Annotated in this window: 15 protein-coding genes and 1 pseudogene; all 16 read right to left on the reverse strand. The window is 57.3% G+C overall.

Annotated elements, in window-relative coordinates; translation table 11 throughout:
• Nucleotides 1–25 precede the first annotated feature (25 nt).
• A complete protein-coding gene (gene tssH, locus ACI2JR_RS07065) occupies nucleotides 26–2638 on the reverse strand; it encodes a type VI secretion system ATPase TssH (RefSeq protein ID WP_462478212.1) in 2613 nt (870 codons plus the stop codon).
• A gap of 50 nt (nucleotides 2639–2688) precedes the next feature.
• Nucleotides 2689–3741, reverse strand: coding sequence for a type VI secretion system baseplate subunit TssG (tssG, locus tag ACI2JR_RS07070; protein ID WP_462478213.1), 1053 nt, complete (start codon nucleotides 3739–3741; stop codon nucleotides 2689–2691).
• Nucleotides 3738–5609 (reverse strand): type VI secretion system baseplate subunit TssF, encoded by a 1872-nt coding sequence (gene tssF, locus ACI2JR_RS07075; protein WP_132727271.1) that lies wholly within the window; start codon nucleotides 5607–5609, stop codon nucleotides 3738–3740. The genes tssG and tssF overlap by 4 nt, the downstream gene beginning before the upstream one ends.
• A 2-nt stretch (nucleotides 5610–5611) precedes the next feature.
• Nucleotides 5612–6175 (reverse strand): type VI secretion system baseplate subunit TssE, encoded by a 564-nt coding sequence (gene tssE / locus ACI2JR_RS07080; protein WP_132727274.1) that lies wholly within the window; start codon nucleotides 6173–6175, stop codon nucleotides 5612–5614.
• Nucleotides 6172–6966 (reverse strand): type VI secretion system accessory protein TagJ, encoded by a 795-nt coding sequence (locus ACI2JR_RS07085; RefSeq protein ID WP_462478214.1) that lies wholly within the window; start codon nucleotides 6964–6966, stop codon nucleotides 6172–6174. The genes tssE and ACI2JR_RS07085 overlap by 4 nt, the downstream gene beginning before the upstream one ends.
• A 9-nt stretch (nucleotides 6967–6975) precedes the next feature.
• Nucleotides 6976–7965, reverse strand: a complete 990-nt coding sequence (locus ACI2JR_RS07090; protein WP_132727280.1) for a hypothetical protein — start codon at nucleotides 7963–7965, stop codon at nucleotides 6976–6978.
• 21 nt (nucleotides 7966–7986) lie between these two features.
• Nucleotides 7987–8781: a PP2C family protein-serine/threonine phosphatase gene (locus ACI2JR_RS07095; RefSeq protein ID WP_132727283.1), complete on the reverse strand. Its 795-nt coding sequence runs from the start codon at nucleotides 8779–8781 to the stop codon at nucleotides 7987–7989.
• Complete coding sequence (tagH, locus tag ACI2JR_RS07100; RefSeq protein ID WP_462478215.1) at nucleotides 8781–10574, reverse strand: type VI secretion system-associated FHA domain protein TagH; 1794 nt, start codon at nucleotides 10572–10574, stop codon at nucleotides 8781–8783. The genes ACI2JR_RS07095 and tagH overlap by 1 nt, the downstream gene beginning before the upstream one ends.
• 81 nt (nucleotides 10575–10655) lie before the next feature.
• Nucleotides 10656–10820, reverse strand: a pseudogene (locus tag ACI2JR_RS07105) (lipoprotein); the annotation flags it as partial.
• Nucleotides 10821–10995: 175 nt separating this feature from the next.
• Entirely contained in the window at nucleotides 10996–11478 is a 483-nt protein-coding gene (locus ACI2JR_RS07110; RefSeq protein WP_132727289.1) for an Hcp family type VI secretion system effector, read from the reverse strand.
• A 177-nt stretch (nucleotides 11479–11655) separates the two neighbouring features.
• A complete protein-coding gene (locus ACI2JR_RS07115; protein WP_132727292.1) occupies nucleotides 11656–12084 on the reverse strand; it encodes a T6SS amidase immunity protein Tai4 family protein in 429 nt (142 codons plus the stop codon).
• Complete coding sequence (locus ACI2JR_RS07120; protein ID WP_132727295.1) at nucleotides 12081–12587, reverse strand: type VI secretion system amidase effector protein Tae4; 507 nt, start codon at nucleotides 12585–12587, stop codon at nucleotides 12081–12083. The genes ACI2JR_RS07115 and ACI2JR_RS07120 overlap by 4 nt, the downstream gene beginning before the upstream one ends.
• A 62-nt stretch (nucleotides 12588–12649) precedes the next feature.
• Entirely contained in the window at nucleotides 12650–14149 is a 1500-nt protein-coding gene (gene tssC / locus ACI2JR_RS07125; RefSeq protein ID WP_132727298.1) for a type VI secretion system contractile sheath large subunit, read from the reverse strand.
• A gap of 3 nt (nucleotides 14150–14152) precedes the next feature.
• A complete protein-coding gene (gene tssB, locus ACI2JR_RS07130; protein ID WP_132727301.1) occupies nucleotides 14153–14677 on the reverse strand; it encodes a type VI secretion system contractile sheath small subunit in 525 nt (174 codons plus the stop codon).
• 75 nt (nucleotides 14678–14752) lie between these two features.
• The gene (gene tssA / locus ACI2JR_RS07135) at nucleotides 14753–15766 is read right to left on the reverse strand and encodes a type VI secretion system protein TssA (RefSeq protein ID WP_462478216.1); all 1014 of its coding nucleotides are present in this window, start codon (nucleotides 15764–15766) and stop codon (nucleotides 14753–14755) included.
• Nucleotides 15767–15777: 11 nt separating this feature from the next.
• The gene (tagF, locus tag ACI2JR_RS07140) at nucleotides 15778–16485 is read right to left on the reverse strand and encodes a type VI secretion system-associated protein TagF (protein ID WP_462478217.1); all 708 of its coding nucleotides are present in this window, start codon (nucleotides 16483–16485) and stop codon (nucleotides 15778–15780) included.
• Between the last annotated feature and the right edge of the window lie 16 nt (nucleotides 16486–16501).

Consider the following 16501-nt stretch of genomic DNA (forward strand, 5'->3'; position numbering starts at 1 on the left):
GTTAAAGACTCACTTAATGATTGCGTTACGCGGCAAACTGACAATGAAACTCGCCCTGCTCAAAGCTCACGCGCAGATGTCGGAATCGCTCGTTGTTGCGGCTGGCGGTTAACAACATCTGGCCGATCTGCGGCAATAAGGTATTGGTCAAAATGGCATCGACCATCCGCCCGCCGGATTCCACCTCGGTACAGCGCTCAACGATCTGCGCGACCACGCTATCGTCGATACTGGCGGTAATACGGTGGTTCTCCTGCAGACGGCGCTGAATGCGCGCCAGCTGCAGGCGGACGATTTGGCCCAGCATGTCGTCGCTAAGCGGATAGTACGGGACCACCAGCAGGCGGCCTAACAGCGCCGGAGGAAATACCTGCAGCAGCGGCTGGCGCAGCGCGCCGCTTAACGCATCCGGTTCCGGCATCAGATCCGGGTCAGCGCACATGGCGCTAATCAGCTCGGTCCCGACGTTTGAGGTCAGGATAATAATGGTATTGCGGAAGTCGATATGCCGCCCTTCACCGTCTTCCATCCAGCCTTTATCGAAGACCTGGAAGAAAATTTCATGCACGTCAGGATGGGCCTTCTCAATCTCGTCAAGCAGCACCACGCTATAGGGACGACGGCGGACAGCCTCGGTCAGAACCCCGCCTTCCCCGTAGCCAACGTAGCCCGGGGGGGCACCTTTAAGGGTAGAAACGGTATGGGCTTCCTGGAACTCGCTCATATTAATGGTGATCACATTCTGTTCACCGCCATATAGCGACTCGGCTAGCGCCAGCGCGGTTTCGGTTTTCCCGACGCCGGAAGGGCCGCAAAGCATAAACACCCCAACCGGTTTATTCGGGTCATCAAGGCGAGCGCGCGAGGTGCGAACGCGTCGGGCGATCAGCTCCAGGCCATGGCGCTGGCCAATCACCCGTTGATTAAGGGTATCGGCCAGGCTCAGTACGGCGTCTATCTCATTTTTCACCATCCGCCCCAGCGGGATCCCGGTCCAGTCGGAGACTACGGCCGCCACCACGTTTTCATCAACCGCCGCGAACAACAGCGGCATATCGCCCTGCAGCGCTTGCAGCGCCTGCTGTTTTTCCGCCAGGGCAGCACGCAATGCGGGCTGCGCCTCAGGCTCAGCCTCGTGCAGCCCGGCGCGAAGAGCGATCACCTCATTGATCAGCGCCCGCTCCTGCTCCCAGCGTAGGGTCAACGCTTCACGCTCCGCCTCCTGCTGCTGACGAGTCAGCCGCAGCTGTTCAACGCGATGGTTGTCGCCAATCGCCAGCCGGGTTTCCCGCTCGGCGATGTCAATCTCCACATCCAGCGCGGCGATACGCTGCAGGCAATCCTCCAGCGGCGGCGGCGGGGCGCTCTGGCTGACGGCGACCCGGGCGCAGGCGGTATCCAGCAGCGCTACCGCTTTATCCGGCAGCTGTCGCGCCGGAATATAGCGATGTGACAGTTTAACCGCCGCGCTTACCGCCTCATCCAGCAGCAGAACCCGATGGTGCATCTCCAAAGGTGAAACGGTACTACGCAGCATCAGCAGCGCTTTTTCTTCATCCGGTTCGTGGATCTGTACCGTCTGGAAACGGCGGGTCAGCGCCGGATCCTTTTCAATATACTTTTTGTATTCCGCCCAGGTGGTTGCGCCGATGGTCCGCAGTTGCCCCCGAGCCAGAGCCGGTTTCAGCAGATTCGCCGCATCGCCGGTTCCCTGCTGACCGCCCGCACCGATTAAGGTATGGATCTCATCAATAAACAGCACGATCGGCGTCGGGCTGGACTGCACTTCAGTAATCAGCGCCTGCAGACGGGCTTCAAATTCACCTTTCATCCCCGCCCCGGCTTGCAACATGCCGATATCCAGTAGCCAGAGTTGGATATTGTGCAACGATTGCGGAACCTCGCCTGCGGCGATGCGCAGCGCCAGCCCTTCGACAACAGCCGTTTTCCCCACCCCCGCTTCGCCGGTCAGCAATGGGTTGTTCTGGCGGCGACGCATCAGAATATCGACCATCTGGCGAATCTCTTCGTCACGCCCGACAACCGGGTCGATTTTGCCTTCCCTTGCCCGTTCGGTGAGATTCTGTCCGTAGCGGGCCAGTGTCCCCTGAGCCGTCGGCAGCGCCTCGTTATCGCCGGTCTCCGGCCCCGCCTGCTGACTCTCTTTGCTTGCAGAGAGCAGCGTATCAAAGTCCTCGCTCAACGCTTCGACATTGATCCGGTTGAACTGCGACGAGATCCCTTGCAGGACATTGGCCAGATTCCAGGTCTTCAGCAGTCCGATAATCAGATGACCGCCGCGAATTCGGTTGACGCCATATTTCAGCGAGCCGTAAACCCAGGCACGTTCGACGGCGCTGTCGATGTGTTCGGAAAGGTCGGACACCGAGCTGGCGCCGCGCGGCAAGGCATCCAGCGCCTTAAGGATATCCCGGGTCAGCACCTGCTCATCAAGCGCGAAGCGGCGCACAATATGCTGCAGATCGCCATCCTGCTGCTGCATCAGCTGATGCAGCCAGTGCACCAGCTCGACATACGGGTTTCCGCGAAGTTTGCAAAAGGCGGTGGCGCTTTCCAGCGACGTAAATAACAGCGTATCCAGTTTGCCGAAAAGGACGGCACGGCTGATTTCTGACATGTTCGGTTCCATTGATAACATTAAAAAGGGGCGTCAGAGAGAAGGAGGCGTCACGTCTGCGACATCTCCACGCTAAACACTAAGTCACCTCGCGGTGCGGGGGCTGGCTGTACGCCAAGCCAGGTGCTGTAACCCAGTCGGCCACCGCCGCCGAGCACCGCTGAGGAGACCTCGGCGGCGCGAATCAGCACCCGGACATCCCACTGGTATTCAATGCCCAGATACTGGCGAACCCAGTCGCGTAAGGCGTTAATTTGCGCTTCTCCCGGCAGGAAGCGGGCATATTCATCGGCGCTGAGCGGCCCGATTTCGAGGAGAAATTTATGTTGGACATCGCGTACCGCCACGCCGAGAAATGCCGACACGCCAAGACGCGGCAGCCGACGTCCAGCCCCCAGTTGCGCCCGATCACGCGGGCTCAACGGCATCCACTGCGGAACATTGCAGATAATCCGCACAGGCACCTTAAAGTAGCTGCGCAGAATTTTCTCCAGCCCTTCCGGGTCGCGGCTGTGGCGGGTGAGATGCCCGGCATAGGTAAAACGCGCATGCGGGCTGAGTTTGCCCTTTTCCATCTGTCCAGGTTGCCCCATACCGATGAGCGCCGCCAGATAACGTTCAAAGCGTGGGTTATCTTTCCGGTCGAGAGAAACTGTCGGCTGTGCATCCGCCCAGGCACGATAAAACAGCAGCGTCAGGCGATGATGGAACAGATCTGCAAAGGCGCTCAGGCTGTCATCCTGGTGGTGATGGATGCGTTCGCGAGCATATTCGGTCAAATGCACCGGCAGCGGCCCGTTAGGGCCAAACAGGCCAAAACTCAGAATTGAAATATCGTGCAACGCGCTGTTTTCACGCTTGCTGGCAGAAGCCAACGTCGCCGGCGCAAAGCCCATGGACGGGGTCTGGCCAATACGCAACGACTCAAATTTTGGCAGCGGCGCGCGGCCTAACGGGTAACGTTCCCCTCCCTGGGCATCCAGCCGCCGCAGCAGTTGAAAGAGATCATATTGCCAGGGCGCGGCCATCACCCCACGCCAGAAATTCTCGGCTAATGGCGTCAGACGATGGATGGTGGTGGTGCTTGCCTGCGGGTCACTCATATCAGCGCCCTTTTGCCCATCCGCGGCGCCCAGTAACCTATCTCGCCACGCTGCTGGCTGCACAGCGTAAACTCGGTAAAACTGTTCAGCGATACCAGCCGCGCAAAAACGCGTTCCATCACGCTGCCAAACAACCACGGGCTGGAGCCGGAAAATGCGCGTTCATCGACGGTTAAAGTAATGCCAATGCCGCGGGCAAAAACAATCGGCCCCGGCTCAGGCACCCGCCGATGTACCGGCTCCAGCACACAGCTGCGTACGCCTTCAACCTGCCGCGCAATCGCCGTTTCCGCCAGGCTGGCATACAACCCCAGCAGCTGGCGCAGGGCGGCTGCGCCTTCGCCATTGTCGCTATCCATCAGGCTTAAATAGTTCATTTGCAGCTGACTGATCAGCCGCCACGTACTCAACCCTTCAGCCAATGCCGGACGCGGCGGCGTTGGCCCTTTGCGCATTTTCAATGACTTAACCGGCAATGAGTCCGGCAGCACAAACTGGCCTAGCTCCTGCTGTAGTACCAGCGGCAGATCGCGACTGGTGCACAGCACTTCGGCGGTAATATAGCGCAACGCCTCCTGCCAGGGAGCATGCTGCTCATCCACCAGCGAAACAAAAATCTCCGAGCCGGTATAGCCGGTGCGGGTACCGTAGCGCAGCGCGTGTTCCGATAGCACCCGCTGTTCACGACGTTGGGAGAAATAAGCGCCGTAATTTCCGCCGTCACCGCTCCAGGAGCTCCAGAACGGCCGGAACTCGCGGTCGTCGCGCTGGCCGTCGGCGCTGGCGTGGATTTTTCTGACGGCATAGATTTCGTAATCCAGCGGGCGAATGTTATCGACCACCAGATGGTATTCATGCTGGCTATCGCTCAGCTTCTGGCGGGCGGCGATTTTGGGAAACAGGTTAATCACCGGGGTGCAATGTAGCGCAAAGTGGCTGGCATCGACCACCTGCTCCAGCCGTTCGTCGGTTTTATCCAGCAGGATAATAATATCAAAGGATTTTTCGTTGCCGCAGCCGGCTATCAGCTCGCCCAGCCCATTCACGCTGATAAAACGAAAGCGCGCCGGGAAGGCAAAATACTCATGCAGCAAGCGGTAGCCATCAAAATTGCGCAGATCTTCCGGGAGCAGCGCCTGATCGGCAGCAAATCCTTCCTGCTGCAGGGCGTCATCGCCAAGCGTCAGGCGGCGCGGCTCGCTGCCCGTTGTCTGACACAGGCAGCCCACCTGGTGCGCCATCACCAGTTCGAGCAGACTGAGAGCTTCAATGTCCGGGCCGCTGAGGAAAAACGCCAGACGGTCAAAATCAAGATGCCCAAGATTCTGCGCCCCGTCGCAGGAGACGCGAATGCGCAGCGCGCTGGTCGCCCCACGCTGGCTCATGCCAAGCGCGGCGAGCGGCACATCCGCCGGGAGCCCGCCCAGTTCGGCTTTTTCGATACGCAGCGGCAGCAGCGTCACGTCATGGGCGGTGGTATAGCTGCAGGTAACGCCATTTTTTTTCAGCGTCTGGCTGTCCATCATGGTGCCGCGGGGTACCACGAAGCCTTTGCTCAGATCGCCTTTATTGCCGTCAGGCTGCAGTTCAGCAATAGCCATGGATGGCGTCGGCGCCAGATAGTTCGGGGCGATCATCTCCAGCAGGCGCTGAGAAAAGCGCGGGAACTCGGCATCCATTTTCAGCTGTACGCGCGAAGTCAGGAAGGCGAAGCCCTCCATCATGCGTTCAACGTAAGGATCCGCGACCTCGATACCGCGCATTCCCAGTCGCCCGGCGACTTTAGGGTAGCGCTCAGCAAATTCGGCGCCCATTTCGCGCAGATAGGCCAGTTCGCGGTTGTAATATTCAAGCAGTTTGCCTTCCATCGTTACCCCGCGTCTTTTAATTCAAAATGACCATTCTCAAGATCCACATCGCTACGAAACAAAAACTCCAGCGGGTACGGTACGCACCACAAACGCCCCTTAATCTCGATGGATAGCACGTTATGCAGATCCAGCGAGCGGGGATCGGAAACGCAGCGCACCTGCAGCCCCTGTGGCAGGATGCGCGGTTCAAAGTTGAGAATGGCTTCGGTTAATTTGCGCTGAATATCCTGCCATTCAATATCCGACATCCGCTTCCCGGCCAGCGGCGCAACGCCGAAGTTGACAACCGAACGGCGAACGTGCGCCAGCTCGGCCAGCGTCTGCGGGTCGCTATGGTTGATGGTGTTAAATAGCCATTGAAGATCGCGCAATACGTGACGACGCAAGGTCGTGTGGGTAATCAAATTGCTGTTAACCGACTCTTGCTGCGTCTGCGGGTGGTTGTCCGTCAGGCGATCAAGCAGCGAAGGCTGCATTTTATCCCGTGCGCCCACCGTCTCTTTTTTACTGCGCGCCTGCCAGCCGCTGAGCAGTACATCGCCATCGCGAAGCGATTTATTCATTCAAAGGTCACCACTTCTAACGTCAGCAGCGGGAACTCTGCGCTATCGTTGAGCCACACTTTCTGTCCGTGTCCCTGATACAACATCCCCTCCTCATCCAGCGCCTGCCACTCCGTCGCCCGGGCCAGCATAAAACGTTCTTCTGATGCCGGGGTCAGAGGGTAACGCGCCGGGATCTGGCAGACCTGTTCGCTGCCATCACGCAAACGCACCAGCGCATGCCGCCACACCAGGTCGGTAACGCTGGCCGGAGCCTGAAAACGGATCTCCGCGATGGCGCTAAACGGCAACCAGAAGTAACGACCGTTAACAATAACCTCGCAAACCGGCCCCAGACGGGCATCGCCGTCCATCAGCCAGGCAAACGGCTGCGCCTGACCTTCCGGGAACCCGAGTTCGCCGGGGTTAGCTTCCGCCTCTTCAAACGCATGAAGCCGCTGCTGATGAGCCGCTTCCGGCGGCTGAGCCAGCGCCGAGACCAGCGTCGCCAGCCACGGCCACGGGTGTTCAGGCATATGTGGCTGCGCCCGGCCAGCCAGCACTTCAGCGCGTTGTTGTTCCCCCTGCAGGGTGTGTTCCAGCAAGGTAACGGTAGGCCGGGCCTGCGGTTTCAGCGCCAGCCAGCTTTTCAGTTGCCTCTGCGCTCGCGACCAGTTACCGCTGAGGCACAGAAACTGCACAAACGCCGCCCGCAGATCGGCGTCTGCGGGATCCGCTTTGATCTCATTTTCCAGGCGCTGTAGCGCAGAGGCGACGGACTCGCCCGCCAGCCGTTGATAAAGCGTGTTCATAGGCGCTCCTTAATGCGCTGCGCGGTAGGCGCTCGCCGCCGGGTTACGTAACAGAGGATGCAGCCCATCGATGAGCACCACGTTTAATTTGGTCTCTGGTGCCAGCCACGGAGTCCAGACTTTGCGCACCGCATCAACGCGCGCCTGCAGGCGGGCGGCGTCGTTGGCCTGTTCAGCAGAAATTTCAATCGCCAGCGTGCCGTCCATCCGCCAGCCGTTCTGCGCGGAAACGTAGGGCAGAATCATCCAGCTCTGGGTGGCCTGTTCGTGACTGACCACCATGCGTTGATTATTCACGGCGGTAATCAGCAGCTTGTTCGGTTCAACGGCCTCATTGAGCCCGATGACCGGGAAGCCATGGACAAAGGTGACGGTACTCTGTTTCTCCGCGCCGTCGTTCAGCTGGCTAATCACATAGCGTCCCGTCAACCAACCGCCTTTCTCGCAGCTTCCCGACGCACCCGCCGGAATGAACAGCGCCGGAGCATTCGCGCTATCCTGCCAGAAGGTTCGCAGACGACAGCCGTCTATCAGGGTAAACTCCTGCCACGGCGTACGGTCGGCGGCGGCAGAGAGCGCTTCAGCTTTATCTGCTGGCGGCAATAGCGCCGGGGCGGCAGGCGCCTGAGGAGGCGCAGCCGCAGTATCGGCGGAGACCTGCACCGCCCATTTTTTATTTTTTGCCGCGGTCCCCTGCGCAATATGTCCGTTACTGGCGTCCACCAGCGTCCAGTTCACCTGCTGTAAACGCGCGCATTGATGCTCCAGCAGCGTACCTACCCGCGGCAAAAAGTTGGCCAGTACCTTCACGTTTTTGTTGCCATTGGCGACAATGCGCAGCGCCAGTTCGTTGGCACACCAGTTCTGCGGGGCGTTGCCCTGAATGTTATCGATCCAGACGTCCAGCTTTTGCGAAGGCGATTGCACGATCCGGTAGTTTTCCGCCTGGGTAACGCCGGTGACGGCGAGCAGCGCCGCGCCCATTAACCAAAGTTTCATAAAAATCCTTGTAAGCCTGTATCAATCCCGCAGAGGGAAAAACTGAGCGGCGTCCGAGAGCGAATGCAATAACGTCGCCTCCTCCGGACTCCCCATCCATACCGCCACGGCGCTGTAGTTATCCTGCGAAGCCTGAGCGCCTTCGTTGTTTTTCTGAATAATTTGGTTCATCAAGGTCAGCCATTCCTGCGGGGTGTTCACCATCTGCAGGGATGATTTCATCTGTTCTTCCCCCACGCAGTGCCAGAAACCGTCGGTACAGAGTAAAAAGGCATCGCCATCTTCCACCGGTACGACATCGCTATAGCTGGCTTCCGGCCCTTCACTGGCCATGCCCAGCGCCCGATACAGCAGGTTGCTGTTGATTTCGTCGGTCTGGTGCCCGGCATCTTTCATCTGTTGCACCAGGCTATGATCGGTGGTGACGTGGTATAGCCAGCCGCGGCGAAACAGGTACAGACGGCTGTCTCCAGCGTGTGCCCAGTAGGCCAGCTTGTAATCACGATCGATAAACAGGCTGACAAGCGTGGTCCCCATTCGCCGGTAATCCGGCGTCGCGCGCTGCTCGTTGAGGATGGCGCGATTCGCCGCCTGGACATATTCGCGAATGGTCTGCGCATTGAGATGATTTTCACCATCAAAACGGGTCAGAATGGCATTCCGCGCCAGTTCCGCGGCAACATCGCCCCCGGGAAGGCCGGCGATGCCGTCGCACACCACAAAGCAGGCGGAACGATCGCCGACGTTTTCCCCGGTCTGATCCTGGTTGCTGGCGCGCGTCCCCTGGCGGGAAAGTGAGGCCGTTGTAATGTCCATTATTCTTCCGATCCGCTCTGTGAGTCCTTGTACTGATTCACTTCCATGTCATACGCATAGAGGAACGCTTCGCCAAACAGGGTGTGAAAATCATCTTCAATCTCACCGGCGGTTTCACCATAGGTACGGACAAAATAGTCCCACAGCGCGGCCTTGCGGCTTGCCGGGAGCGCCAGCCGCGAGGTGGCGCCATCGCGTTTCGCCTCTTCCTCCAGTTGCTCCGGATTAAAGGATTGCAGCATGGCGGCGATAATGGCGCGAATCCCGGAAATCATCCCCAGTTGGTGCGCCTGCAGGTCGATCAGCGCATCGCGCACCGCTTTTTTCGGCGGCATAAAGCCCGGCATCCGCGCGCCAAACATCTGCATCAGTACCGTTTTCCCCGATGGCAGCAGTTTGAACGGATTATTGGCATCATCCAGCACCATGGTCATATCGGCTTTGACGCCGCGTTTCAGAATCGAGCGGGAGGAGAGCAGCGCTACGGTCCCCTGGGAGAACATGCTTAGCATTTGTCCCAGCTGACGCATATTTTCGCGGTCGAACTGCGGGACCGGCTGCATATCCCCCAGCCCCATTCCTTCCAGCAGCGCTTCCAGTAATTCGCCCTGCAGAACATCGCCGTTTGCAGGCTGCTGCCGGGAGTCAGCCGGTGACGCGTTGCTTACGGGGTCGATGCGCAGGCGCCCTTTCGGCGTCTGCGCGGCGTGGCGCACCACCGCCTGCGGGGTAGGCAACGGAATAGCCTCTGCCGCTTCGCGCTCTCCCGGCGTCGGCGAGGCGTGAAGCGCATCTTGCAACTGCTCTTGCTGCTGCACGGCAGGCGGCTTCGGCGACGGTTGTTGCATACACAGCGGGGAGTCAAAAGCGGCATCCGGCTCCGAGGACGCTTCAGGCTGTGGCGCGAGGGGCGTTTCTGCCGCACTAAAAGCTTCAACCGGCGTCAGCGGCGCCCCCCCCATCAGCCCCAGCGGATCGTCGTTACGCGCCGCTTTCGTCGTCGCCCCCCCGGCAAACAGTGCCAGCGGATCCAGCTCTTCCTCGCTTCCTTTGATCATCGGTTCGACCGATGATTCCACCGGCGGGACCAGCGTGGTCGGCGTGAGATCGGCAAAGATGCCGTCGCTGTTAAACGGCGTGTCATCAGCAAACAATTTGTCAGTCGCCATGTTTTCACGGACAAACGGCGATTCGCTGTCGTTGAACATCGCCAGCGGATCTTCCGGGTTACGTTCCGCGGCCTGCGGCTCGTCAAAAGGATTATGCGCCGCCGCTGGCTGCGGTTTCACCCGGTTACTGGAGATGCTGTCGGAAATGGAAAACTCCTGCATCAGGCTGTCCCAGATTTCCGCTGGCACCGCCGTCGGCGTACTCTCCGTCCTGGCACGCACAGATTGCGGCGTTGATTCTGTAACCGGACGAGCGTTCACCTGTGGCGGTTCGCCAGTGGCCATATGGCTCATCGGCCGGGTGTCCTGAAGCAGATCGCTCACTTTAATCCGGTATTCATCAATAGAGAGGAGATCGCCGCCCTGCAGTTCAACCTGGCGCCCGCGCTCCAGCGGGATATCGTTGAGCACCACCCGGGTGACGTTACCGCGGTTGGTGATCCGGCATTCGCCGTCGGCCGCCACGTGAACAATCGCCTGCAGACGTGAAATGGCGCGGTCGTTATCCGGCAGCACCAGATTATTGTCGCTTCCGCGGCCAATAGTGCCGCCCGGGGCATAAAAATCGCAGCTGCTCTGCGGCGGCTGGTGACCGTCTTTGGTCGAAATAATCGTGAATCGCATAGCGTATTCCTGCTGGTATGATTAGCGCTCAAACGCTGCCGCTCTCGAAATAAGAACGGCGGCGTTTGGGGGTAACAAATACTATTCACTCTGTGAAATGTTAAATTGCCCTGATGTGTTTTTTTCTAATACAAACCGAGCGGCGTAGCGAATCGATTCGTTTTTACCCGTCACTTTAAGCGCAACATCATATTCCCCGGCTTGCCATGGAATACCGCGCCATTGGTGACATTGCCGGGTATTTAGATAGCTTTTATTATGCACTTTTACTTCGGAGTATTTTATTGCGTCACCGAAAACAGATCGTGCCAACGCGATTTCACCGATAGTCAGAGGACGAACGCCCCCTCCTGCAAACTTGCCATGTTATCTTCCTTGCCGGCAGATAAGGGCCGGGGAAAATCCCTGGCCCGACCAGCAATTATGCTTCTTTGTTCTCTTTGATATTCCAGCCAGAGCTGCTTTCAGCACCTTTACCGCCTGCTGAAGTCTGTTCCCAGTACTGCTGTTTGACTTTCGCAGCCTGGAAAGCATAGGTCACACCAACGGTATCGCCATTGTCGGCACCGGTGTACTGCACGGAGGTCACCAGCACGTCCTCCAGAGTAATTCGCGCGTACTCAACCTGCTGGCCACCGGCTTTGCACACGGAGAGCTCAAGTTTAGTCAGGTGTTTTCCGCTGGAGCAGTGCTTAAGGATAGCGGTCGTGGATTTATCAATCAGCGCGTTCACGTGCAGATCGTTAAAATTCACTTTACCCGCGCCGCCGCCGCCGCCAACGCTCATATTACCCGGCTGGGAAGCTCCCCAGGAAAAAGAGGTAATATCAGTCCAGCCGGTGTGATTAGAATCTTTCGATTCACCGGTAACACCCTCGATCTTCAGGAACATATCAATAGCCATAATATCTACTCTTCGTTAATGACAATTATTGCTTTCGAAAAAGCGCTTATATGGCAAACAGGAAAGCATGGGGCTGAATAAAACCATCCATATTTTACCTCTGCCTCAAATCAAACGACTGATGTCGTTTGACAGTCTTGACACTCCTTTCTAAATAGATTAAGAAATGTGAAGTCTTTATTCTTTCGGGTTATCCTGAATCCAGGTGTGTTCAGGATTTCCAATAATTAATTGTGGCACCAGTTCATTAAGCTCATCGCTGTGATAAAGGCGTAAACAGTTTAAGGTCACACCTTGTACTGCTGGTTTTCTCTCGGAATGAAACGCATTGGTTGCCCCTTTGTATTTATCAATGAGGATATTAATTTTGTCATTACCATTATCAATATCGAAAGGCACCCATTCCAGTAACGCATTACCACTACGGGCAGCATCCACAGAAAACTGGCTTTTATCATCAGAGACTTGCGCCAGGCAGCGAGAAAGAACAACGTCTTTGACGACCTGCTTATAAGGGAGTTTTTTTAAAAATAACACCGGATCGTCAGTTGCATAAACCGAGGCTGAACTGGTAAGCAATAGCAGACTAGCAATTATTTTTTTCATGGCAACTCCCAAAAATTGGCTTTGGTCGTTGTGTAATTTGTATCCGGCGCATTGAAATAACAGTGATCCGAACAGGTTAAACCATTCCAGAATGTGGCATGCCCCGCGGCGTCACTCCAGCCTTGTACCTCAAACAGGATTACGCCCTTTTTGTTGGCCAATTGCTGAACGGGTAAAGACGGATAACTCACGATCATGTCAGGTTTACCCCACTGACGAGTCAGCCAGGCAATGACATCCTTTACGCGGTAGAAGTACCATTTGTTATCAGCACCGGATACCGTGAGATTTGAAATACGCGGCACGGAGTGCCCGGTATAATTCAGAACATAACTCATGCGAACGGCGCAACTGTTTGACCACCCGCCCTTCTCTTCCGGTATTTCGAAGTTGTGCCTTACCTTGCCACCGATAACTTGCTTAACTTTGCCGATAGAATCATTTGCATCGTAAATACGTGTCGCCGCCGCCCAGGCAGCAACGAACGAAGGTCGCGCTATCATATTTCCCCTCAAACTTCCATGCTATAAAGCCAGCGCCGGGCATGGTCTCCCGGCGGCAGTTATCACGCATCTTTCGTCTTCAGCGACGGCAGCTTCGACACCAGACGCAGGGAAACCGTCAGCCCTTCCAGCTGGTAGTGCGGGCGCAGGAAGAATTTGGCGGTGTAGTAACCCGGATTGTCTTCAATCTCGGCGACCTGGACCTCCGCAGCGGCCAGCGGTTTACGCGCCTTAGTCTCCTGCGAGGAGTTCGCCGGATCGCCGTCGACGTAGTTCATCACCCAGTCATTCAGCCAACGCTCCATATCGTCGCGTTCGCGGAAAGAACCGATTTTGTCGCGAACGATACACTTCAGATAGTGGGCGAAACGGCAGCAGGCAAACAGATAAGGCAGACGGGCTGCCAGGCGTGCGTTAGCGGCGGCGTCGGCGTCGTGGTATTCCGTCGGTTTCTGCAGCGACTGCGCGCCGATAAAGGCAGCGAAATCTGAGTTTTTGCGATGAATCAGTGGCATAAAACCGTTTTTCGCCAGCTCCGCTTCGCGACGGTCGCTGATGGCGATTTCCGTCGGGCATTTCATATCGACTCCGCCATCATCGCTCGGGAAGGTATGACACGGCAGATTTTCCACCGCACCGCCGGATTCCACGCCGCGAATAGAGGTACACCAGCCAAACTCTTTGAACGAGCGGTTGATATTGGCCGCCATCGCATAGGCAGAGTTCGCCCACGCGTAGTTGTTATGATCCGCACCGTCGGTCTGCTCTTCAAAATCAAAACCATCCACCGGATTAGTGCGAATACCGTATGGCAGCCGGGAGAGGAAACGCGGCATCACCAACCCCAGGTAGCGGGCATCTTCCGATTCACGCAGCGAACGCCAGGCGGCGTATTCGGTGTTCTGGAAAATTTTGGTCAAATCGCGCGGATTCGCCAGCTCCTGCCAGGACTCCATTTGCATGACGCCCGGCGCGGTACCGGTGATAAACGGGCAGTGAGCGGCCGAACCAATGCGTGCCATTTCGCCGAGCAGCTCCACATCCTGCGGACCATGATCGAAATAATAATCGCCGACGATGCAGCCAAACGGTTCGCCACCGAACTGGCCATACTCCTGCTCATAAACTTTTTTGAAGATGGGACTCTGATCCCAACCCACCCCTTTATAACGCTTGAGGGTACGGCCCAGCTCCTGTTTAGAGATGCTCATAAAACGGATTTTGAGCATCTCATCGGTTTCGCTGTTGCTGACCAGATAATTCAGCCCGCGCCATGCGCTTTCCAGCTTCTGGAACTCGTCGTGATGGATAATCTGGTTCACCTGGCGGGAGAGTTGCTCGTCAATCCCGGCAATCAGATTCTGAATGGTACGGTAGGTGTCGTTGGAAAACGTCACGGTGTTTTCCAGCGCCTGTTGCGCCAACGTTTTTACCGCGCTTTCCACTGCCGAGCGCGCCTGGTCAGTCTTCGGGCGGAACTCTTTACTCAGCAGCGCGCTGAATTCATCCTGGCTGAACGCCTGGCCGGACTGGTGTTCATGTTGTTGAGTCGGGTTGCTCATCGCTTACTCCTCGCTACCTTTCGCGCTGTCATCTTGTTTCGGCATCTGGCTCAGGGATTTGAGCAGCGTGGGATCCTGCAAAATTTTAGCAATCAGCTCTTCCGCACCGTTTTTACCGTCCATATAGGTCAGCAGGTTGGAGAGCTGAGTTCGCGCTTCCAGCAGCTTGTTCAGCGGCTCAACCTTGCGGGCAATAGCATCCGGCAGAAAGTCATCCATACTCTCGAAGGTCAGATCGACGTTCAGCTTGCCCTCGTCGGTCAGCGTATTGTCAACCTGGAACGCCACGCGCGGCTTCAGGGCTTTCATGCGTTCGTCGAAGTTATCGATATCGATATCCAGAAACTTACGCTCATCGACAGAAGGCTGGTTATCTACCGGTTTACCGACCAGATCGGCCATGACGCCCATCACAAACGGAAGCTGGATTTTGCGTTCCGCACCATAAATCTCTACGTCGTACTCGATCTGTACGCGGGGGGCACGGTTACGTGCGATAAATTTCTGCCCACTCTTACTTATTGCCATGATGTTCTCCATCGAAGATGCGCGGTAAAGGTTGAGCGTCAGACCTTATGCCTGTCGCCATAATACCTGGACGCGTCAGTCGCGACGTCCAAAAATATTTTCCAGCTGATGGACGCCGTCCGGCGCCAGATCGCGAATAATGTCCATAAAATCAAGTTCAATTAGCCGTTGAACCCGCTCAATCATCAAGGGCGCAGGATGGCTGGGTTCATGTTGGGAGAAATACTGCTTCGCCTTTTCCAGCATCAGTTGGGCCTCAGCGCGGGTCGTGATTTGCGCGCTACGCCAGTCGACAGCCGACTGCGCCGTTGATGCGCCAGGCGTCACGACCTGTTCACTGACAACGGGCTCTTCACGCGGGGAATGAAAGGCCGAGATGTCAGTCACCTGGCAGGCGCTCGCGACCACGCCGACGGTCTTTTGCAACTGTTCCATTTCCGGGACTCCGCTTTCGCTGAGATAGCCCACCAGCAGTTCACGAATGGTCTGCAGACGTTGATGAATGGCGAGGATGGCCTCAATTCCCGGCTGGCCGCCACGCGCCAGTTCATCAATCAATCGCGAACGCCCGCCGGGATAACCGGCGCATTCTGTTTTACTGCCATCCAGCAGCGCCTGCGCATCGCGCAGCGTCAGCTCATCGCCGTTGCTGCGCAACAGCATGGCGTTACGCAGCGCGGTGGTCAGCTCAGATTTGTCGCTCATTCCTGCCAGGGCGTTGATACGATAAAAGGGATCGGTCTCGCCGAACTCCTCCAGCAGCGGATACATCTGCGGCCAGTAGAGCGACAGGGCCTGCTGCACCAGCAGCAGGCCATCCGCGTAGCCGGCCAGCCCCCGGCGTTTGGTCCACGCGTGGGTTAACGCCAGCATGACGCGCAGATCTTTGGTCCGCCCCAGCAGGCTAACGGCCAGCTTTTCTACCGTGGTCCAGTCCGCCGGCTCGGCCGGAATAATGGTGTCGCCAAATTGCTGCTCGGCTTTCCCCTGGCTGGCCTGTTCCATGGCCTGAAAATCGGCGTCATATTCCAGATTGTCCCCGCAGGGCTGCTCCGGCGATACCGGAGCGAGAAAATCGTCAATATTCATTGCATACCTGCTTATTCAAACATCGGCGGATAGAGACCATGCCGCCCCGGTCTTGCCCCACCGGCGGGGTCGAATAACAGCGTAAACAGCTGCCCGGTCAGGTTTCCGCTGTGAACATGGGTATAAAGCGGGTAACCGTCTCCGCGGTTGGTCCACCAGAAACTGGTCTGTCGCTGCGGATCGAAACATTCCGCCGCCTGTTGCCAGCCAAGGGGGCTTTGGTCACCGGTTTCATAGCCGATCACATCCAGGATTTCCGAGCGCTGTTCCGGGGACACCATTCGCGGAGCCGGAATGGCCAGCAGCGCCTGATCCAACTGCTCGGCGGAGAAACCATTGCGGACGGCATGGAGCAAAATACGTCCAACCAGCTGATACCATCCCCCGGCCTGCGCCAGTATTTGTGGTGACCAGGACAGCGGATTAAAGGCTATCTGCGCACAGATCGGATACTGGCGCCCCACTCTGTCACGGCCAGGGATCAGACAACCCATCTGAACCATTTGCCCGCTCAGCATCGGCGGTACGATGAAATTCCATACCGGCGCGTTGCTGAACTGCCGCTTACCGCTACGCTGCTGCTCCTGTTGCCAGGCCAGCAGGCCAACCTGGAACCATTGCGACCACTGGCGAACCAGGATGTCCGGGAAGCGACGTTGTAAAAAATCGCCGGCACTGGGTAATTTTCCGTACCAGCTCATCGCAGGGGAGTTCGTCATTCGGCTTTCCTTGCGG

Source organism: Klebsiella sp. NPDC088457 (assembly GCF_044900465.1).
Classification (GTDB): domain Bacteria; phylum Pseudomonadota; class Gammaproteobacteria; order Enterobacterales; family Enterobacteriaceae; genus Klebsiella.

Excerpts from the sequence above, each read along its gene's own strand:
- ACI2JR_RS07085 (WP_462478214.1), bottom strand. The coding sequence starts at position 6,966 with ATGAACACGCTTTATCAACGGCTGGCGGGCGAGTCCGTCGCCTCTGCG.
- tssG (WP_462478213.1), bottom strand. The coding sequence starts at position 3,741 with ATGAGTGACCCGCAGGCAAGCACCACCACCATCCATCGTCTGACGCCA.
- tssC (WP_132727298.1), bottom strand. The coding sequence starts at position 14,149 with ATGAGCAACCCGACTCAACAACATGAACACCAGTCCGGCCAGGCGTTC.
- tssB (WP_132727301.1), bottom strand. The coding sequence starts at position 14,677 with ATGGCAATAAGTAAGAGTGGGCAGAAATTTATCGCACGTAACCGTGCC.
- tssA (WP_462478216.1), bottom strand. The coding sequence starts at position 15,766 with ATGAATATTGACGATTTTCTCGCTCCGGTATCGCCGGAGCAGCCCTGC.
- ACI2JR_RS07095 (WP_132727283.1), bottom strand. The coding sequence starts at position 8,781 with ATGGACATTACAACGGCCTCACTTTCCCGCCAGGGGACGCGCGCCAGC.
- ACI2JR_RS07110 (WP_132727289.1), bottom strand. The coding sequence starts at position 11,478 with ATGGCTATTGATATGTTCCTGAAGATCGAGGGTGTTACCGGTGAATCG.
- tagF (WP_462478217.1), bottom strand. The coding sequence starts at position 16,485 with ATGACGAACTCCCCTGCGATGAGCTGGTACGGAAAATTACCCAGTGCC.
- tssE (WP_132727274.1), bottom strand. The coding sequence starts at position 6,175 with ATGAATAAATCGCTTCGCGATGGCGATGTACTGCTCAGCGGCTGGCAG.
- ACI2JR_RS07120 (WP_132727295.1), bottom strand. The coding sequence starts at position 12,587 with ATGATAGCGCGACCTTCGTTCGTTGCTGCCTGGGCGGCGGCGACACGT.
- ACI2JR_RS07090 (WP_132727280.1), bottom strand. The coding sequence starts at position 7,965 with ATGAAACTTTGGTTAATGGGCGCGGCGCTGCTCGCCGTCACCGGCGTT.
- tssF (WP_132727271.1), bottom strand. The coding sequence starts at position 5,609 with ATGGAAGGCAAACTGCTTGAATATTACAACCGCGAACTGGCCTATCTG.
- ACI2JR_RS07115 (WP_132727292.1), bottom strand. The coding sequence starts at position 12,084 with ATGAAAAAAATAATTGCTAGTCTGCTATTGCTTACCAGTTCAGCCTCG.
- tagH (WP_462478215.1), bottom strand. The coding sequence starts at position 10,574 with ATGCGATTCACGATTATTTCGACCAAAGACGGTCACCAGCCGCCGCAG.
- tssH (WP_462478212.1), bottom strand. The coding sequence starts at position 2,638 with ATGTCAGAAATCAGCCGTGCCGTCCTTTTCGGCAAACTGGATACGCTG.